Source organism: Candidatus Sulfuricurvum sp. RIFRC-1, assembly GCF_000310245.1.
In the GTDB taxonomy this organism is placed as follows: Bacteria; Campylobacterota; Campylobacteria; order Campylobacterales; family Sulfurimonadaceae; genus Sulfuricurvum.
This window is the reverse complement of sequence record NC_020505.1, coordinates 976,772-994,737: the sequence shown is the minus strand read 5'-3', so window position 1 is coordinate 994,737 and position 17,966 is coordinate 976,772. Positions and strand designations below refer to the sequence as shown.

Genomic DNA, 17,966 nt, shown 5'->3' with positions numbered 1-17,966 from the left:
ATACTACACATAATCAAGCTCTTTAATTAAAACAATTGAGTAATTTAGTAACACTACGATAAAACTCTTTTTTACTTCTGATATAATCATTCAAAATTAACATGCACAGGAGTCACTATGGCTTTTATGGACGAATACAAAGCACACGTAGCGGAACGCACAGCACAGGGAATCCCCCCATTTCCTCTTACAAAAGAGCAAGTTACCGAGTTGGTAGCACTCATCAGCGCGACAAGTTCTAAAGACGGTGAATTGGTTGAAATGTTGGCAGAACGCGTCAATCCGGGTGTTGATGATGGCGCATACGTTAAAGCGGCATTTTTACATCAAGTCGTCCAAGGTGAAGTTAAAGCTTTTTTGAGCGACAACAGCGATATCAACAGTGACGATCACAAAAAAGCGGCGATCAAAATCCTCGGTAAAATGGTGGGAGGCTATAACGTAAAACCTCTTATCGATGCACTAAGTAATGATGCTATCGCTAATGAAGCGGCACATGAACTCAAACATACTCTTTTGGTATACGATGCGTTCAATGATATCGTTGAACTCTCATCTACCAATAGCTTCGCAAAAGAGGTTCTTCAATCATGGGCGGATGCTGAGTGGTTTACATCTAAAAAAACATTGGCTGAAAAATTCAGCGTTGTTGTTTTCAAATTCCCGGGTGAAACCAATACGGATGATCTCTCTCCGGCGAGCGCGGCATTTACCCGTTCCGATATCCCGCTTCACGCAACAACCATGTTGAGTGCAAAAATGCCTGAAGGTATTGCTAAAATCGCTGAACTCAAAGAAAAAGGGATGCAGATTGCGTACGTCGGTGACGTAGTCGGAACCGGTTCTAGCCGTAAATCTGCTGCCAACTCGGTTCAATGGCATATGGGTGATGATATCCCCGGCATCCCAAATAAACGCACTGGCGGTGTGGTCATTGGCAGCATTATCGCTCCAATCTTCTTTGCAACCTGTGAAGACTCCGGTGCATTGCCGATCGAAGCCGATGTTAGCCAAATGGAAACAGGCGATGTGCTCGATATCGATACAAAAGCGGGAACTATCACTAAAAACGGTTCTGTTATTGCTAATTTCACCCTTCGCCCGAACACGATCGAAGATGAAGTGCGTGCAGGCGGACGTATCCCTCTTATTATCGGTCGCGGTTTGACGGCTAAAGCACGCACGGCGCTCGGAATGACTCCGGCAACCATTTTCGCAACCCCTATCCAACCTGCCGATACCGGCAAAGGGTACACTCTTGCACAAAAAATGGTGGGTAAAGCGTGTGGTATGGAGGGTGTACGCCCGGGTATGTATTGTGAGCCGGTTACAAGCACCGTTGGTAGCCAAGATACCACAGGACCAATGACTCGTGATGAAATAAAAGAGCTTTCAGCTCTTGGATTCTCAGCAGATTTCGTTCTTCAATCGTTCTGTCATACAGCGGCGTATCCAAAACCATCCGACGTGAAATTGCACGCAACTTTGCCGGCATTCATCAGCTCACGCAGCGGTGTCGCTCTTCGTCCTGCGGACGGTGTTATCCACTCGTGGTTGAACCGCATGGTTCTCCCTGATACCGTTGGAACAGGTGGTGATAGCCATACTCGTTTCCCAATCGGTGTGAGTTTCCCTGCGGGTTCAGGTCTTGTAGCGTTCGCAGGTGTTACCGGTGCAATGCCTCTTGAAATGCCAGAATCAGTATTGGTACGTTTCAAAGGGGAGATGCAAGCGGGTATCACACTTCGTGACTTGGTTAATGCAATCCCTTATTACGCTATCAAAGCAGGTCTTTTAACGGTTGAGAAAAAAGGGAAAAAGAACATTTTCAACGGACGTGTATTGGAGATCGAAGGTCTTCCGAACATGAAAGTAGAACAAGCGTTCGAACTCTCTGACGCATCGGCTGAGCGTTCAGCGGCGGCGTGTACCGTCCGTCTGAACAAAGAACCGGTAATCGAGTACCTAAAATCAAACGTTACATTGATCGAAGCGATGGTAGCTGACGGGTATGAAGATGCACGTACATTGCAACGCCGTGCCGATAAAATGAAAGAGTGGTTAGCCGCTCCGACGTTGATGGAACCGGATGCCGATGCGGAATACGCGGCAATCATCGAAATCGATCTCGCAGAAGTAACAGAGCCGATCTTGGCATGTCCTAATGATCCGGATAATGTTAAATTGCTCAGCGATGTTGCAGGTACTGAAATCAACGAAGTATTCCTTGGCAGCTGTATGACCAACATCGGTCACTATCGTGCGGCAGGTGAAGTAATGCGCGGCGAAGGTAAAATCGCTGTTGAAAAATTCTGGATCGTACCACCGACCCGTATGGATGAGCAGCAACTCATCAACGAGGGGTACTACGACGTTTATAAAGCAATCGCAGCACAAACCGAAGTTCCGGGATGTTCACTCTGTATGGGGAACCAAGCGAGTTCACGCGAAGGTTCAACCGTATTTTCAACATCAACTCGTAACTTCGATAACCGTTTAGGAAAAGGGACTCAAGTTTATCTCGGAAGTGCTGAGCTTGCATCCGTATGTGCTAAACTTGGACGTATCCCAACCGTAGCGGAATACATGAGTATCGTTCCTGAAAAATTGGCAGGAAAAGCGGATCAAGTGTATAAATATCTTAACTTTAACGAAATCTCTTCGTACACACTTCAAGCACGTAACGTTGCGGAAGAAAAATACGGCGTTACCATCAAAGCGGTATAATTTTAGTCCGTTCGCCCTGAGCCTGTCGAAGGGCTCATGGTTCGACAAGCTCACCACGAACGAAGAAAACCTCAATACTACGCTATAATTTCCTATCTATAATACAAAGCGACACAATGTCCTCATTCGACCCCTTAGCGTTACGCGCACCTCTGAAAGAGGCATTAAAACGCCTTGAATTCACCACAATGACCCCGATTCAGTCCACTTCTCTTCCTGTCATTTTAGACAAAAAAGATTGTATTGCTCAAGCAGCAACCGGAAGCGGAAAAACTTTGGCTTTTGGTTTGGGAGTTTTGAACCCGATTAACCCAAAATCATTCGGTATCCAATCCCTTATCCTCTGCCCTACCCGCGAACTTGCCGAACAAGTGGCAAAAGTACTCCGTTCACTCGCTTCTGAAATTGGCAATATCAAGATTCTCACCCTCTGCGGCGGTGTCCCAATGCGTGGACAGCTCCATTCACTCAAACACGGAGCCCATATTATCGTCGGTACTCCGGGGCGTGTTTTAAAACTTCTTCAAATGGATGCCTTTGATACGGCACAAATACAAACCGTAGTTTTGGATGAAGCCGATCAAATGATCGATATGGGATTTATCGAAGATATTACCTCGATCTTGGGTTTTACTCCCCCATCACGCCAAACTCTCCTTTTTTCAGCTACGTTTCCCGATTCGATTCAAACGATCACATCGGAGTTTATGAAAGCTCCGGTTATGCTTCAAACTGCACATACGATCAGTAAACCGAAAATCGAAGAAATAGCCTATCTGTGTAACGACAAACTCCCCGCAATCGCAAAAGTACTCCATCTTCACGGAATTACCAATACGATCATTTTCTGTAATACCAAAGTGGATGCAAATGCTTTGTGTGAGGATCTTAACCGTATAGGAATACATGTTCTAACACTGCACGGTGATATGGAACAGTTTGACCGTAATGAAGCGATCATCCAATTTCGTAACTTAAGTGCCCCTATTCTCGTCGCCACTGATGTCGCGGGACGAGGAATCGACATTGAAGGTCTTGATGCCATCATCAACTACGAAGTTCCTATCCAAAACGAACGCTATACCCATCGTATCGGAAGAACCGGACGTGCCGGGAAAAACGGTATTGCCATCACACTTGTTAACCACCACCAGTATGAGCGTTTCTTGGATTTAAAACGCCCTATCACTCCAATAGAGCTTCCTGATATTCGAGAAAGGTTTTCCATTGAGACGTTGATGCGCACTATTTGTATCGATGCAGGAAAAAAAGAGAAACTACGCGCAGGTGATATTGTCGGTGCACTTATCAATGAATGTGGATTAACGCAAGAAGAGATTGGGAAAATTGATCAACTCGATCATCTCAGCTATGTAGCAATTCCTCGTAACAAAGCAGAAAATATTTATCAAAAATTTGTAAATCGTCCCATAAAAGGGAAAACATTCAGGAAATGGCTGTTAGACTAACATAAACTGTTTATATTATTTTATTATACGTACGAGGATTGTAATGGCAAATCAGGAATTAACATTTGGAGACGAAGAATTTATCGTTTCCAAAACCGATCTAAGCGGTAAAATCACCTATGGAAATTCACTCTTTATTAAGATGTCGGAATATTCGGAACTTGAGCTCATTGATAAGCCCCATAACATATTGCGTCATGAAGATATGCCCGCTGTAATTTTCAAATTACTTTGGAACCGTATCAAAGCAGGTCAAGAAATTTTCGCCTATGTCAAAAATAAGACAAAAAATGGAGATTATTATTGGGTATTTGCCCATGTGACCCCCTCTTTTGATTCGAATCGATCCATCAGCAACTATCACTCCGTGCGGCGCAAGCCCTCTCAGAAAGCATTAAATGTGATCAAGCCACTTTATTCTATGCTTCTGCAAAAAGAACGAAATGGTGGAGTAAATGCATCTGAAGCAGCACTCAATGAATTATTAAAAGACAAAGGTATCAGCTATGACGAATTTATCCTCTCTCTCTAAAGTTCAATACGCCAATATTGCGTCAATCATTTTATTTGTCGTTGCGTTAATTATCGAAATATTTTTATATGGCTGGAGTTGGATACGTCTGATCAATATTGCGAACTTTGCGTTGGCTTGGTTCGTTTTTATCAATATACGAAAAACCCAAGAGACTATCAGTGAAGTCGCAACCGTCATCAAAGGGGCAGAAAAAGGAAATCTAGAAAACCGTATTTCTCACATTAAAGATTACGGTGAGCTCAATGATCTATGCTGGAATACCAATAATATGTTGGATCAGACCGAAGTATTTATACGTGAAATCAGAGCCAGCGTGGAAGCATCAAGCCGTGATGAATTTTACCGTCATATTAATCTTCAGGGACTGCAAGGAGAATTTAAAGAGGCCAGTGCATTTGTCAATAAGGCAATTTCTTCCATGCACTCCACCTATTTACATATCCAAAAATCGGTACTTAACAGTACTATCGGACAAATTGGTTCAGGTGTCGGCGGAGGCTTAGAAGTCATCCAAAAAGATCTTCAAAATACCATTATACGACTTGGAAACATCACCAAAATCAGTCAAGCCACCTCGAAAAACTCTTCTGAAACAGTTGAGGAACTCGAAGAAATTATTATGAAACTGAGCCGTCTCATCGAGTTGGTACAAATCTCTGCAGATGCAATCAATTCACTCAATGAAAAAACCTCTGAAATTACCTCCGTTGTCAATTTGATTAAAGATATCGCCGATCAAACGAATCTGCTAGCCCTTAACGCTGCGATCGAAGCAGCACGAGCCGGTGAACATGGTCGAGGATTTGCCGTCGTTGCCGATGAAGTTCGCAAACTGGCTGAGCGTACCCAAAAAGCAACCGGAGAAATCGCCATTGCGGTTCAAACGCTTCAACAAGAGACGACTGAAATACATAGTAATGCTGAAGACATGAATGACATCGCCAGTGAGTCCAGTAGTGCCATCGAATCGTTCCGCTTTACCCTTAATACCTTTAACAAAGATGCTCAAACCACAGCCCGACAAGCAACCGTTATTGAAAACACAACCTTTGTCACATTGGCTAAAATCGATCATATTATGTTTAAGTCCAACGCGTATAAAACTATTGTTCACGGCCAAATAGAACAGTCGTTCAGCGATCATCACAGCTGTCGTCTAGGCAAATGGTATGAAACCGGTTCCGGAAAAGAGAGATTTTCACATCTGGCGAGCTTCAAAGGAATCGAAGCACCGCATGCCATAGTTCATAATATGGTACATAGTAATTTAGTATACGTCGAAAAAGAAGATCAAACTATCTATCATCAAGACAGCATTATTGAAAATTTCAAAGCTATGGAGAGTGCCAGCCTTTTACTCTTTGGTTTGATGGATAATTTAATCCAAGAATCTGAAGAAGAAATTTGCCTAAAACGTTCTTAATTGAACGTTTTACGAGTGAAAATATCCAGCCAATATCTGCTTTCCAATTTCGACACCCGGTTGATCATACGTACGAATTTCCAAAAGTGCTCCGCTAAGTGAGGTGAGTAACTCATAATAGAGAATCAACTCTCCCACAGAACCTTCATCGATTTGTTTCCATGCAATCTCATCCACACTGACACCGCTTTGTAAAACACTTTGCATCGTTGCTTGACATTGAGCATTAATGAGTTCATTAAAACTTTTACCGTTTACAAAATCACTTTTTTCCAAATGCTTGAGAGAGAGTTCAGGAATCATCAAATGATCTTCCGAATGTTCAATATGCATGAAGGTGACCGTTTTATTCAAAGGTCCTTCAATAATCAACTGCAAAAAGGAGTGCTGATCGACTGATCCGATCAAAGAGATAGGCGTTAATCCTACCCGCTCACCTCTCGTATTACGCTTACCCAATGATTCACCCCAAAGTTGAACCACCCATTTACCAAACTCTTCAAACGTATCGGAATAGGCAAATAATACATTCATGGGGTATTGATCGCTGTGGGTCACATAGAAAGCCGCTTTTTGGAGCATATGATCTTCTTCACGATTCCAGAACTGCTCTAAAAAACTTTCTGCTCCTTTGAGTATAGCTCCCGTATCAAAACCGGCCAAGGTGAGAGGAACCATCCCGACAGCACTGAGAACCGAAAACCGTCCACCGACGTTTGCGGGAATCACAAAACGTCGAAGTTTATTTTCATCCGCAAAATGTGAAAGAATAGAGTCCCCATCACTGACAATGTAAATCTGATCAGAGTTTTCCAAAGGCAATTCAAAACTCACTATGAGCCGCTTGAAGATAGAGAGGGTTTCGACCGTTCCGCCCGATTTTGAAATGACAATAAAAAGAGTGCGGAACTTATCAATTTGCTTCATCTCCTGCATAATACTGATAGGATCAGAATTTTCAAGATAAATCAATTTCTTAGCATTCGGAGTACTGGGACGCAAAAGTCGTTCAATCGCTTTTATCCCCAAAGATGATCCCCCGATCCCAATTATGGCAATCGTATTAAAGCGACGATCGGTATCATGATAGATCGTTTTTAGCTCTTCAACAATCAATTGCGAAGAACGAGGAAGATGATAGTACCCAATCTCTCCGGAATCTGCTTCGTGACGAACCGCTTCAAACCCTTTTTCAAGAGTTTGAGGGTCAAGCCCGCTGCATTCGAAATAGTTTGAGTACTTAAGCATTAATGTGTACCGATAAGAACGGTCATGTCAACAAGACGACTACTGTATCCCCACTCATTATCATACCAAGCCAATACTTTCACGGTATGTCCATCCACAACACTGGTCATATCCGGTACATAAGTGGAACTGTAGGTTGAACCAACAAAATCACAGGATACACGCTTATCATTATCCACTTCAATCAGACCGTTAAAAGCACCTTCTGCTGCCGTAGTAAATGCTGCATGAATATCCTCTTTAGTCACCTCTTTTTTGAGGTTGACAGTCAAATCGACAACCGATACATCCGGTGTCGGTACTCGCATCGCATAACCGTTGAGTTTGCCGAGCAATTGAGGCATAACTTTGCCGATCGCTTTTGCCGCACCGGTTGAGGTAGGAATCATATTGAGCGCCGCAGCACGTGCACGGCGGGGATCTTTAGAGTGTTTAACATCCAAAATATTTTGATCGTTTGTATAAGAATGAATTGTTGTCATAAGCCCATTTTCGATACCGAATGCATCATCCAAAACTTTACAAATCGGCCCTAAACAGTTGGTCGTACAGCTGGCATTAGAGATAATCGCTTCTCCTTTGTACGCATCTGAGTTAACTCCGTAAACGTATGTCGGAGAATCGTCTTTCGCAGGTGCTGACATAATGACTTTTTTGATCCCGTTTTTCAAGTGTTTTTGACAGCTCTCCTGATCCAAAAAGACACCCGTACACTCAATAACCACTTCAGCTCCCGTACTGCCGAAATCAACTTTGTCGATATCGCGTTCACGGAACATACGAACGTTTTTACCTGCGATTGCTATGGTGTTTTCATCGATTACTTTTGCATCGATACCGCGATGTACACTGTCAAATTTCAAAAGATATTCAAGCATTTCAGGCTTTGCCGTCGTATTCAATGCTACTAATTCAATGTCACTGCGTTCAGCAATAATCTTAGCGACGATAATTCCAATTCTTCCTGTGCCGTTGATTGCCACTTTGAGTGCCATATAGACTCCTGAAAATAATAAAATAATATGATTGATTTTAACGAAAAAACTTTAAAAAGATGGTTATAAAGAGGAAATCTAAGCCCTTTTTAGGAGGCTTAGAGAAAATTAATAGCTGTAGGTGACGGTAACAGGAATCTGTTTCAATGCGCTATTGCTCTCGACACTGATTTCTCTTCCCTTAAATTTGGCGTAATTGATATAGCCATCCACTACTTGACGGGTTTTTACAGTTGTAATATTCTCACATTTGCGAACGGTTTGATACGTTGTTGAAGAAGGGGTATTGTACTTGCTCCCTACGTTTTGACCGGCTAGCGTTCCGAGCACCGCTCCACCGACAGTTGCCGCCGTTTTACCTTTTCCGCCGCCGACTTGATGTCCTAGAACACCGCCTAAAGCACCTCCGACAACAGCACCGATAACATCATTGTTCGTTCCGCCCGAACTGACTTGCTCTTGTACGTCGTAGCACTTTTGGCTAGGAACCTCTTCTTGAATCGTTGAGTAGTTAGGCGTTGATCGTATCACGTTAACGTATTCAACCGTCGAAAAATTCTCCGCCATTACCGCTGACGTAGAAAAAAGCACCGATAAAGCAACAGGTAAAATAATCTTTGACATTTTAATATCCTTTGTTAATTTTCAGTATTGTAAATAGTATTTGTTAATCAATTGTGAATTGCTTAATTATTTTCCGTACAAAAGAGCGTTTATTTTTTCGTAAATATCTAATATCTCACTTTTTTTCTCGAAAAAACTGTTTTTATTGGCGATCAGATGGGTGGTTGATTCCATAATTGTTTCAACCACTTCCAATCCATTTTGTTTCATCGTACTGCCCGTTTCGACGACATCGACAATCATATCGGCAAGCCCGACGAGGGGAGCAAGTTCAATGGAACCGTAGAGTTTGATAATATCGGCGGCTACCGCACGTTCGGCAAAATAGCGCTTGGTAATGTTCACCATTTTGGTCGCGACTTTTATTTCGCTTTTGGTAAAGTCCGGTTTTTCCCCCGCACGCATCCCGATCGCAACACGGCATTTCCCTTTTTGCAGGTCCAAAAGGCGGATCACATCCAACCCCTGCTCTTCAAGAGTATCGAGACCTACGACACCGATATCGGCCGCTTGGTGATAGACATAGGTTGCAACATCCTGATTACGTACCAACAAAAATTTAAAATTTTCGGTCTGAAGGATCAATTTGCGATCATCAAATTTAAAACTGCTTCCGAAAATCGTTTCAAATATTTCCAACGTATCTTCGGCAATTCGCCCTTTTGGGAGTGCGACACTTAGCATTTAACACCTTTTTCTATCAACTTATTCATCCCCTGGAAGATCAAATCTTCCCTCACAACTGCCTCGGGTAAAAAACGAGACAACAGATGTGCATCCCCTCCGGTCAAGAAAATGGGTTTTCCAAGACGCTCAATCTTTTCAATCAAAGGAGCCAAAAAACCGACCGTGAGTGCATCAGGAGTATTTTTCGCCATTATAGTCAAATCAACCTCAAAGTTAAATGACACGTTTAATGCAGGAGAGAGTCTTGAATACGCTTCCTGAGCTGCACGAAGCCCTAACGCAATAAATCCACCCTGATAGAGACCATCTCGCATCAAATCAACCGTTATGGCACTCCCCGCATCGACGACAACCCCCTCATTAACCGCTTCACACACCATGATCCGATCAATTCCCATTGTGGAATAGTATTTATCCCAGTCGATAAATGCTCGCAGATCATGCCAATTCATGAGGTCACAAATACGTTCATTCAAAGAAGCATTAACACTGACATAATAGACATCGTCGTGAAGTGTCACGGGATTAAAATCAGCTACACTAAGCTTGGTACGTTTACCATCCATGAACAAATCAACCGAGGTATTGCCGATGTCACATAATATCATGCTGATATTATAGCTTAAGTACCCCGCTCACACGTGCGACACTGTCTCCTTTATGCAGACTTAGACGAACAATCGAATCTTCAATGGCATTAAGGTCGTGTATAACATTTGGTTTCAATGCAATGACATCCCCTGCGCCGAAAATCATTCTCTCTTCTCCTATTCCAAAATCGATCTCTCCCGAAACAATCATCACCGTGATCGGAAATGATGTTTTATGCGCTTTCATCGATTGCCCTGCTCGGAAAACGATTCGGATCTCTTTCGTAAATTCATTCGTGATGAGCGGAGTAATAACAGGCTGTGTATCGCCGAAGATCACATCTGCCGTAAATGAAGCATAGGTCATAACTATATCCTTTTTTGAAATGGATGATAACTTTAACAAGAAAATAGTTTCTTGACGAAGATCAAGAATAAGATTTCAATTTTTTAACTTTTCTAATATATTAAACGCACCCACATCAAATTTTGAAAATGCAAACCACTTTTTGCCCAAATCTTTGAGACTTGCACCGATATGATAAACTTCTTTAGCATCAATTATCAAAAACCGATCGTGGGATGAATCGAACTTTTTTAGCTCTATATTTGGATATTGTGCATTATGTTTTTTGAGATCAAGTTCTAGCTGTTTAGTGATATTTTTGGTGTAAATAGTGGTTTTAACTTTTGCCTCTCGTTTAGAAAGCAACGTCAGAACTGTATCATCGACATAATTATCAATCAACACAATACTTTCATCGGCACTTTTAATTAAATCCGATACAAAGATATACGCATCATAAACTTGCCCATCGTAAAAGATGCCCTGTTTTGGTTTGATGGATTTATCTTCGATGGCATTCAGTATCGCTTCTACTTTATCATCGGTTTTGAACTGTTTTTGCTCCAATGAATCGAGTCTTTGAAAAATCAAAGCATTATTTGAGATAAATCTTCGCATCTCTACAAAAGCTCTCATGATTTTTATATTTATTTCAATAGCAATTTTGTTTGTTAATACACCCGATATGCTTGCTACCCCTTGCTCAGTAAATACATAAGGCAAACTACCGCCAAGATGTTGTTTTGAAGGTATCGCATTTTGCGATACCATAATCTCAACTTCATTATCATTTAGTTGAAACATAAAATCATCAGGGAATCTAGCTCTATTTCTTTTTACTTGTTCTCTTAATCTTATAGGCTTAACATCATAAAGCTCCGCCAAATCTCTATCCAACATCACCTGCATTCCGCGAATGCTGTAGATTTTATTTTTGATGCTGTCATCGATAGAGGCTGTGACTTCGTTCATCGGTAATTCCTAAAATTTTGCTTTATTCTACCCCGTCGCTCAAAAATAGGGAAAAATATGACAAAATGAAATTTACCATTTAACAATGTGCCATCGGATGATGTTTCAATACCGTCTCTTGAAGATTCTGTTTTTGTACATGGGTGTATATCTGTGTCGTCAACAGTGATGCGTGTCCCAGTAACTCTTGGACAACGCGTAAATCAGCCCCGCCGAGTATCAATGCCGTTGCATATGAATGACGCAATGCATGGGGAGAGACACCCAGATATTTTTGGGTGATTTTAAACGCAGAAATTCGACTGAGAGACTCTCCTCTGTAGTTCAGCCAAAGGTGTGAACGCCGATAGGGGCACGATTCTTGATACACACGAAGTGCCTTTAATGCCTCTGGGGCTATGGGGACATAACGCTCTTTCTCCCCTTTACCGTGACGAATACGAAGCCATTCCCCTTCGATATCCCCCTCTTCCACCATCAAACATTCACTGACACGAACTCCCGTCGCGTATAAAAATAGGAGAAGTGCATAATCCCGCAACCCAATCCATTCGCTCCGATCAACTAATCTTAGGCCGGATTGGATGGTTTCAAAACTAAGGTATTTAGGGAGATTTTTCGGAACTTTGGAGAGGGGAAATTTGGAAGATACAGAATTAAAGCGGTTACGGTGACAAAAATCGAGAAAAGAGTTAAAGGCAGAGAGTTTACGGTTAAGCGTTCGTTTATTCGCAATCGTTCCAAGAACACGGAAAACCGTGTTGGAATCAAGCTCAGTGAGACATTTCTCTGAAGTATGCTCGATTTCATTTAAATCATGGCTATAGGCTGAGATCGTTCGAGGACTCAGCGCTTTGATAACCGTAATATATTCGATAAAAGCTTCAAGCTCTTTCGACATTATTTGATATTGATATAGCGGTCGTCAAAATAAAAACGTCCGTCTCCAAGGAAAATTTTGTTATCGCTGTCCATGTCGATATCATAAACATCATACGCCAAAAGGTTCTTGGTCAGGGCAATCATATACCCCTCTTGCTCCAACGCGTAAACACGATCATTTTGGACACTGATCCCTACAAAGTGAGCAAACGGAAATTTCTTTTTCGCTTTAAATTGCAATGTCGGACTAAGAGCAATGATTTCACCCTGTTTTGTCGTTAACCAAATACCATCAGCGGTATAAGCGATATTTCGGATTTCATATTTTTCACGCGCCTCTTTTTGCGAAAGCGCCAATACCGCCGTGCCGGTCGATGCCACCAGATTATTATCAACAACATTCATGTAGGTGATATTGTTAAAAAATTCATCCGAACTGACAACAACCGAACGGAGAACCTTTTTTGTCTCCGAGTTAACAATGACGATTTTTCCATCAAGGGTTAAAAAGAGTACCAATTCTTTCAGGAAATGGGGGTTTGCTACACGGGCATCAACAGCGATAGGAGCATTGGAAGACTCTTTAAAAAGGAGTTTTTTACTCTCAAGCGAATAAATTGCCATTTCATTATTGGTGAACAATATAGCAACGCTATCGTCTTGAATACTCGCTGCAGCAACACCGCGTTTGAGTTCAAAAGTTACCTTGGCATCGGTTCCGTCTTCCGGAAAAAGGACGAGATTCCCCTCAGGACTTTCGGTGATTACCCATGCGCCATTTGCATTGATTAAACGGTAATTTTCAGGGATTTTAATATTTTTCTCCCCCTCTTTGGTCAACAAACGGCCGTTATCCAACAAGGCAGCTGATTGTGTTGATTGAGCAATAGAAGCACTTAAATGTCCGGCATTCCGCCATTCACCCTTCACGTTTTCAGGCTTATAGACCTCTTTGTGTGAACATCCGCTAAATAAAACAAGCGCACCCAAAGATAGTATCAATGTCGTTAATTTCATTATTTTACTCCATAATGCGATAGTGCACTGGCAACTTGATACATAGGTGATTCTTCACTGATCTGCGCAATTTTTTGATGAGCCGCTGCAATGTCGCCTTTCTCAATGGATGCAACAGCAACTTCCAGTAATGCAAGATCTTTATACAGGGCCCCTTGTTTTTTCGTATATTGCTCAAGCGACGCAGTATCGTTTTTAATAGCAGCAGCTTCATACAATGCGATATCGGCAACGCCGAAAGCTTGGGAGTTTTTAAGCCCTTCAAGAATCGTTACATCGTTTTGGGCAATTCCACGGGAAAGTTTCCACACATCGTACAATGCAGGATTGTCATTTTTAAGCGTTTGTTCTGCTGTTGCATCACTCGGGTTGGTCAGTAAAACGTTAAATGCCGCATTTGAACTTTCAATTTTTGCGTTACTATACGCTTGATATCCAATAGCACCGCTCACAGCCAGTAATGACGCAGCTACTGCCGCTATTAAAGGCTTTTGGTATCGTTTAACAAAACGTTCCGTTCGTACAGCGCTTTCAAAAAACTTCTCTTCAGAACTCAGCTCCTCTTTGAGGGCATCCATATTCTCTTTTAGACTCAAAACGGCTCCTGTTATTACTGCTCATTAATTGGGGTAATAATATCTCACCCTACGTTAAAGTTTAGTAAACCTTTTTTTAGGGTACAATTATTTCTATAAATTTATCACGACTTAGGTTAACCATGCAAATTGATGAAAAACTCTTACAACGTTTAGAAAAACTCTCTTACTTACAAATCCCGCAAGAACATCGTGAGGAGATGATAGCGCAACTCAGTGAAATCGTCTCTTTTGTCGATAACCTCTCTGAGCTTCCTACCGATGGAGTAGAAGCGACATTTGCGATGTCAGAAAATTCAACCCTGCTTCGTGAAGACATCGGCAATGTAAATGGAGCGATCAATGATGATATTTTGGCCCATGCACCTCATTCTCAAGATCACTTTTTTATCGTTCCGAAAATCATTGAGTAGAACATGACACATATCTACGGAATTAAAAGTTGCGGAAGTGTCCAAAAAGCGCTTAAGTTTTTGGATACTCACGCCATCGCTTATACCTTTCACGATTTTAAAACTACTCCCGTTTCTCATGAAAAAATTGAGTCATGGTCTGCTCAAGCTCCGATTTCTACCCTTTTAAATACCAAAGGGACCACCTATCGAACCTTGGGTCTAAAAGAGTATAATTTGGATGACAACGGAAAAATAGAGTGGATGAGCAACCACAATCTCCTCATAAAACGTCCGGTTATTGAATTTAAAGATAAACTCATCGTCGGCTTTGATCCATCTCAATACGAAGGAATATTACTCTCATGAATGCAGCATTGGATATTTATAAACTCCTCAAGAGTGTCGTTGCGTATAAAGCATCAGATCTTCACCTCGTTAGCCGTTCTGAACCCCAAATTCGTATCGATGGGCGGCTCGTTGCCCTTAATCTACCCGTTTTAGATGGCCGTGATATTGAAGAGATGGGCTATTCCCTCCTCACAGAAAAGCAAAAAAAAGCGTTTGAAGAGGCTAATGAGCTTGACTTTTCAATCGTTATCCCTGATGTCGGCCGCTTTCGTGCCAACTACTACAAAACGATGGATGATATCGCATGCGCCTTTCGTATTATCCCTGTTACTATCCCCTCACTCGATGATTTGAACGCAAAAAAAATATTTAAAGAGCTTATTAAACGGGAAAAAGGGCTTATCCTCGTAACGGGACCAACCGGAAGCGGTAAATCAACCACATTGGCGGCAATGCTCAATGAGATCAATCTCAATGAAGCCCGTCATATTATTACCGTTGAAGATCCCGTTGAGTTTGTCCATACCAATAAAAAATCGCTGTTCTCTCACCGTAATATCGGTACCGATACCAAAAGCTTCTCGGCCGCACTCAAATATGCCCTTCGTGAAGACCCTGACGTTATCCTGATCGGGGAGATGCGGGATAAAGAGACAATCACTGCCGCACTAACCGCAGCAGAAACCGGTCACCTGGTTTTTGGAACACTCCATACCAACTCCGCACCTCAAACCATCAACCGTATTATCGACGTTTTCAGCGGAGACGAGCAGCCGCAGGTTCGAGCACAGCTCTCAACCTCATTGATCGCCGTTATCTCTCAAGCGCTTCTCCCAAAAATCGGAGGCGGTCGTATTGCGGCGCAAGAACTGATGATTACCAACCCTGCAATTTCGAATCTTATTCGTGAGGACAAAGTACATCAACTCTATTCACAAATGCAGCTCAACCAAACCGGTACAAGCATGACAACACAAACACAAGAGATTGTCGAATTTTTGCGTAAAAAGCTGATCACTAAAGAGATCGCGTTGCAATACTCCAATAAGCCCGATGAGTTACTGAGAGTCATCGAATCCCTCTAAAATTTCCCCTCAATGGAGGGGAATTCTTAAAGTTTATTTCAACACTCTGCTCTTCTCCTCTTTTTTATGGAACATCGAACCTATAATCGTTTATAATCATGAATTATGAAACATGAACATTTACTCAAACATCATCAGCTCAAAGCTACACCGCAACGGATGGCAATTATTGAACTTATGCACCATTCAGGGCATATCAGTATAGATGATCTGTATCAAGCGATTCGCAAAAAATTTGCCTCAATATCATTAGCAACTCTGTATAAAAATGTCCATACGATGATGGATGTCAGCCTGATTCGTGAAGTAAAAATTCCGGGGCAAAAAACCAAATATGAAATTGAGAAAGAAGCTCATGCGCATGTCATGTGCAAATGCTGCGGTGAATTAAAAGACATACCTTTTGACCCGGCCTCTTTACTTCAAAAATCGATGGATTTGAGTCACTATGCAGCAGATGAAGTATCGATTGTTATTTCGGGAACGTGCCCTGAGTGTCAGAAGAAGTAAAAAAGAACGAGCGTATTCTCATCCGTTCGTGGTGAGCTGGTCGAACCATGAACACCCTTCGACGAAGCTCAGGGCGAACGGTGAGGTTAACGATGCGCTTCTTTGAGCGTATCAGCGATCAAGAAAGCCAATTCTAACGATTGGTCTGCATTAAGACGCGGATCACAATGGGTGTGGTAACGGCTTTTGAGATTTTCTGAAGTAATTTCAAATGAACCTCCGAGACACTCTGTGACGTTTTTCCCCGTCATCTCCAAATGCACACCGCCTGCGTATGTCCCCTCAGCTTTATGGACTTGAAAGAACTGTTTCATCTCAGTTAGAATCGAATCGACCGGACGAGTTTTATAGCCATTGCTTGTGATTGTATTACCGTGCATCGGGTCACAACTCCACAATACTTTTTTACCTTCTCTCTCGATCGCACGGATCAAGGCAGGCATTCCATCGCCTACTTTATCCGCACCCATACGGACGATGACATTCAAGCGTCCTGCTTCATTGTTCGGATTGAGGATATCACATAATCGGATCAAATCTTCCGGGTCCATCGACGGCCCCGCTTTGACACCGATAGGATTATTGATACCGCGCATAAATTCGACATGTGCTCCGTCCAGCTGACGGGTGCGATCGCCGATCCAAAGCATATGTGAGGATACATCGTACCATTCACCGGTCAATGAATCTTGACGCGTAAATGCCTCTTCATAGCTCAGTAACAATGCTTCATGCGAAGTATAAAAATCGGTTTCACGTAACGTACGGTAGTTGTCGGAGGTGATCCCGCAAGCCGCCATAAAGCGAAGTGAATCATCGATTTGACGGGAAAGTTCATCGTATTTTTTGGTCATCTCATTTTGTCCGACAAACCCTAAATTCCATGCATGAACTTGGTGCAAATCAGCTAAACCGCCCGAAGCAAATGCGCGAAGAAGATTCAAAGTAGCCGCAGATTGGTTATAGGCTTGAACCATACGCTGAGGGTCAGGAATACGCGCTTGTGCATTGAAATCAACACCGTTGATAATATCTCCACGATAACTCGGAAGAGTAATACCCTCTATCGTTTCGGTATCCGAAGAGCGAGGTTTGGCAAACTGTCCTCCTAAACGCCCCACTTTAACCACCGGAGCACCTCCGGCAAAGGTCATTACTACCGCCATTTGCATCATGACTTTAAACGTATCACGAATATTGTGGGCATGGAATTCTGAAAAACTCTCGGCGCAATCTCCCCCTTGGAGCAAAAACGCTTTCCCATCACACACATCCGCTAAATTTTTCTTGAGTGTACGTGCTTCGCCCGCAAAAACAAGTGGAGGATAATTACGAAGCTTTGATTCAACCTCTTCCAAAATCCCTTGATCGGGATAAGTAGGCTGCTGCTTAATCGGTTTTTCTCTCCAGCTTGATCGGCTCCATGTGCTCATATCATCTCCTGCGTGCTCTCGCACCATATTGTTAATGGACGAATTTTATCCTTTTATCCTAAAAGAGGACTGATTGGGTGAAGC

At 42.4% G+C, this 17,966-nt stretch carries 19 protein-coding genes and 1 pseudogene; 9 read left to right on the top strand and 11 right to left on the bottom strand.

The genetic code is table 11. The features are described from left to right. The first annotated feature begins 117 nt into the window (after positions 1 to 117). From acnB to B649_RS12500, 5 genes and pseudogenes are all read left to right on the top strand, one after another. Positions 118 to 2,727 (top strand): bifunctional aconitate hydratase 2/2-methylisocitrate dehydratase, encoded by a 2,610-nt coding sequence (gene acnB / locus B649_RS05140; protein WP_015653453.1) that lies wholly within the window; start codon positions 118 to 120, stop codon positions 2,725 to 2,727. A gap of 116 nt (positions 2,728 to 2,843) precedes the next feature. Continuing rightward, the gene (gene dbpA / locus B649_RS05135; RefSeq protein ID WP_015653452.1) at positions 2,844 to 4,196 is read left to right on the top strand and encodes an ATP-dependent RNA helicase DbpA; all 1,353 of its coding nucleotides are present in this window, start codon (positions 2,844 to 2,846) and stop codon (positions 4,194 to 4,196) included. A gap of 43 nt (positions 4,197 to 4,239) precedes the next feature. Beyond that, a complete protein-coding gene (locus B649_RS05130) occupies positions 4,240 to 4,728 on the top strand; it encodes a PAS domain-containing protein (RefSeq protein WP_015653451.1) in 489 nt (162 codons plus the stop codon). Between the two features lie 697 nt (positions 4,729 to 5,425). Next, positions 5,426 to 5,713, top strand: a pseudogene (locus B649_RS12505) (methyl-accepting chemotaxis protein); the annotation flags it as partial. Positions 5,714 to 5,809: 96 nt separating this feature from the next. Next, positions 5,810 to 6,154: a CZB domain-containing protein gene (locus B649_RS12500; protein WP_291750966.1), complete on the top strand. Its 345-nt coding sequence runs from the start codon at positions 5,810 to 5,812 to the stop codon at positions 6,152 to 6,154. A gap of 9 nt (positions 6,155 to 6,163) precedes the next feature. On the opposite strand, the gene B649_RS05120 is transcribed toward B649_RS12500, so the two are convergent. The 10 genes from B649_RS05120 to B649_RS05075 form a co-directional block, all read right to left on the bottom strand. After that, complete coding sequence (locus B649_RS05120; protein ID WP_015653449.1) at positions 6,164 to 7,402, bottom strand: glucose-6-phosphate isomerase; 1,239 nt, start codon at positions 7,400 to 7,402, stop codon at positions 6,164 to 6,166. Then, positions 7,402 to 8,397, bottom strand: a complete 996-nt coding sequence (gap, locus tag B649_RS05115; RefSeq protein WP_015653448.1) for a type I glyceraldehyde-3-phosphate dehydrogenase — start codon at positions 8,395 to 8,397, stop codon at positions 7,402 to 7,404. The genes B649_RS05120 and gap overlap by 1 nt, the downstream gene beginning before the upstream one ends. A 108-nt stretch (positions 8,398 to 8,505) precedes the next feature. Next, a complete protein-coding gene (locus B649_RS12145; RefSeq protein WP_015653447.1) occupies positions 8,506 to 9,021 on the bottom strand; it encodes a glycine zipper 2TM domain-containing protein in 516 nt (171 codons plus the stop codon). Between the two features lie 66 nt (positions 9,022 to 9,087). After that, positions 9,088 to 9,705 carry an ATP phosphoribosyltransferase gene (gene hisG, locus B649_RS05105; protein WP_015653446.1) on the bottom strand — a complete coding sequence of 206 codons (618 nt, stop codon included), beginning with the start codon at positions 9,703 to 9,705 and terminating at the stop codon, positions 9,088 to 9,090. Beyond that, positions 9,699 to 10,316, bottom strand: a complete 618-nt coding sequence (locus B649_RS05100; protein ID WP_015653445.1) for a type III pantothenate kinase — start codon at positions 10,314 to 10,316, stop codon at positions 9,699 to 9,701. Before B649_RS05100 ends, hisG begins: the two co-directional genes overlap by 7 nt. 7 nt (positions 10,317 to 10,323) lie before the next feature. Continuing rightward, a complete protein-coding gene (locus tag B649_RS05095; protein WP_015653444.1) occupies positions 10,324 to 10,665 on the bottom strand; it encodes a cupin domain-containing protein in 342 nt (113 codons plus the stop codon). Between the two features lie 75 nt (positions 10,666 to 10,740). Then, complete coding sequence (locus B649_RS05090; RefSeq protein WP_015653443.1) at positions 10,741 to 11,616, bottom strand: ORF6N domain-containing protein; 876 nt, start codon at positions 11,614 to 11,616, stop codon at positions 10,741 to 10,743. A 79-nt stretch (positions 11,617 to 11,695) separates the two neighbouring features. Beyond that, positions 11,696 to 12,517: a tyrosine-type recombinase/integrase gene (locus B649_RS05085; protein ID WP_015653442.1), complete on the bottom strand. Its 822-nt coding sequence runs from the start codon at positions 12,515 to 12,517 to the stop codon at positions 11,696 to 11,698. After that, positions 12,517 to 13,515 (bottom strand): PQQ-binding-like beta-propeller repeat protein, encoded by a 999-nt coding sequence (locus B649_RS05080; protein ID WP_015653441.1) that lies wholly within the window; start codon positions 13,513 to 13,515, stop codon positions 12,517 to 12,519. The genes B649_RS05085 and B649_RS05080 overlap by 1 nt, the downstream gene beginning before the upstream one ends. Continuing rightward, positions 13,515 to 14,111 carry a hypothetical protein gene (locus tag B649_RS05075; RefSeq protein WP_015653440.1) on the bottom strand — a complete coding sequence of 199 codons (597 nt, stop codon included), beginning with the start codon at positions 14,109 to 14,111 and terminating at the stop codon, positions 13,515 to 13,517. The genes B649_RS05080 and B649_RS05075 overlap by 1 nt, the downstream gene beginning before the upstream one ends. Positions 14,112 to 14,233: 122 nt before the next feature. On the opposite strand from B649_RS05075, the gene gatC reads away from it, so the two are divergent. The 4 genes from gatC (at position 14,234) to B649_RS05055 (ending at position 16,449) form a co-directional block, all read left to right on the top strand. Then, positions 14,234 to 14,524: an Asp-tRNA(Asn)/Glu-tRNA(Gln) amidotransferase subunit GatC gene (gene gatC, locus B649_RS05070; protein WP_015653439.1), complete on the top strand. Its 291-nt coding sequence runs from the start codon at positions 14,234 to 14,236 to the stop codon at positions 14,522 to 14,524. 3 nt (positions 14,525 to 14,527) lie between these two features. Next, complete coding sequence (locus tag B649_RS05065; RefSeq protein ID WP_015653438.1) at positions 14,528 to 14,872, top strand: Spx/MgsR family RNA polymerase-binding regulatory protein; 345 nt, start codon at positions 14,528 to 14,530, stop codon at positions 14,870 to 14,872. After that, on the top strand, positions 14,869 to 15,939 hold the full coding sequence (locus tag B649_RS05060) for a type IV pilus twitching motility protein PilT (RefSeq protein ID WP_015653437.1): 1,071 nt from the start codon (positions 14,869 to 14,871) through the stop codon (positions 15,937 to 15,939). The genes B649_RS05065 and B649_RS05060 overlap by 4 nt, the downstream gene beginning before the upstream one ends. Before the next feature lie 105 nt (positions 15,940 to 16,044). Further along, the gene (locus B649_RS05055) at positions 16,045 to 16,449 is read left to right on the top strand and encodes a Fur family transcriptional regulator (protein WP_015653436.1); all 405 of its coding nucleotides are present in this window, start codon (positions 16,045 to 16,047) and stop codon (positions 16,447 to 16,449) included. Positions 16,450 to 16,535: 86 nt separating this feature from the next. Here B649_RS05055 and B649_RS05050 read toward each other — a convergent pair whose 3' ends face one another. Next, positions 16,536 to 17,882: a class II 3-deoxy-7-phosphoheptulonate synthase gene (locus B649_RS05050; RefSeq protein WP_015653435.1), complete on the bottom strand. Its 1,347-nt coding sequence runs from the start codon at positions 17,880 to 17,882 to the stop codon at positions 16,536 to 16,538. Between the last annotated feature and the right edge of the window lie 84 nt (positions 17,883 to 17,966).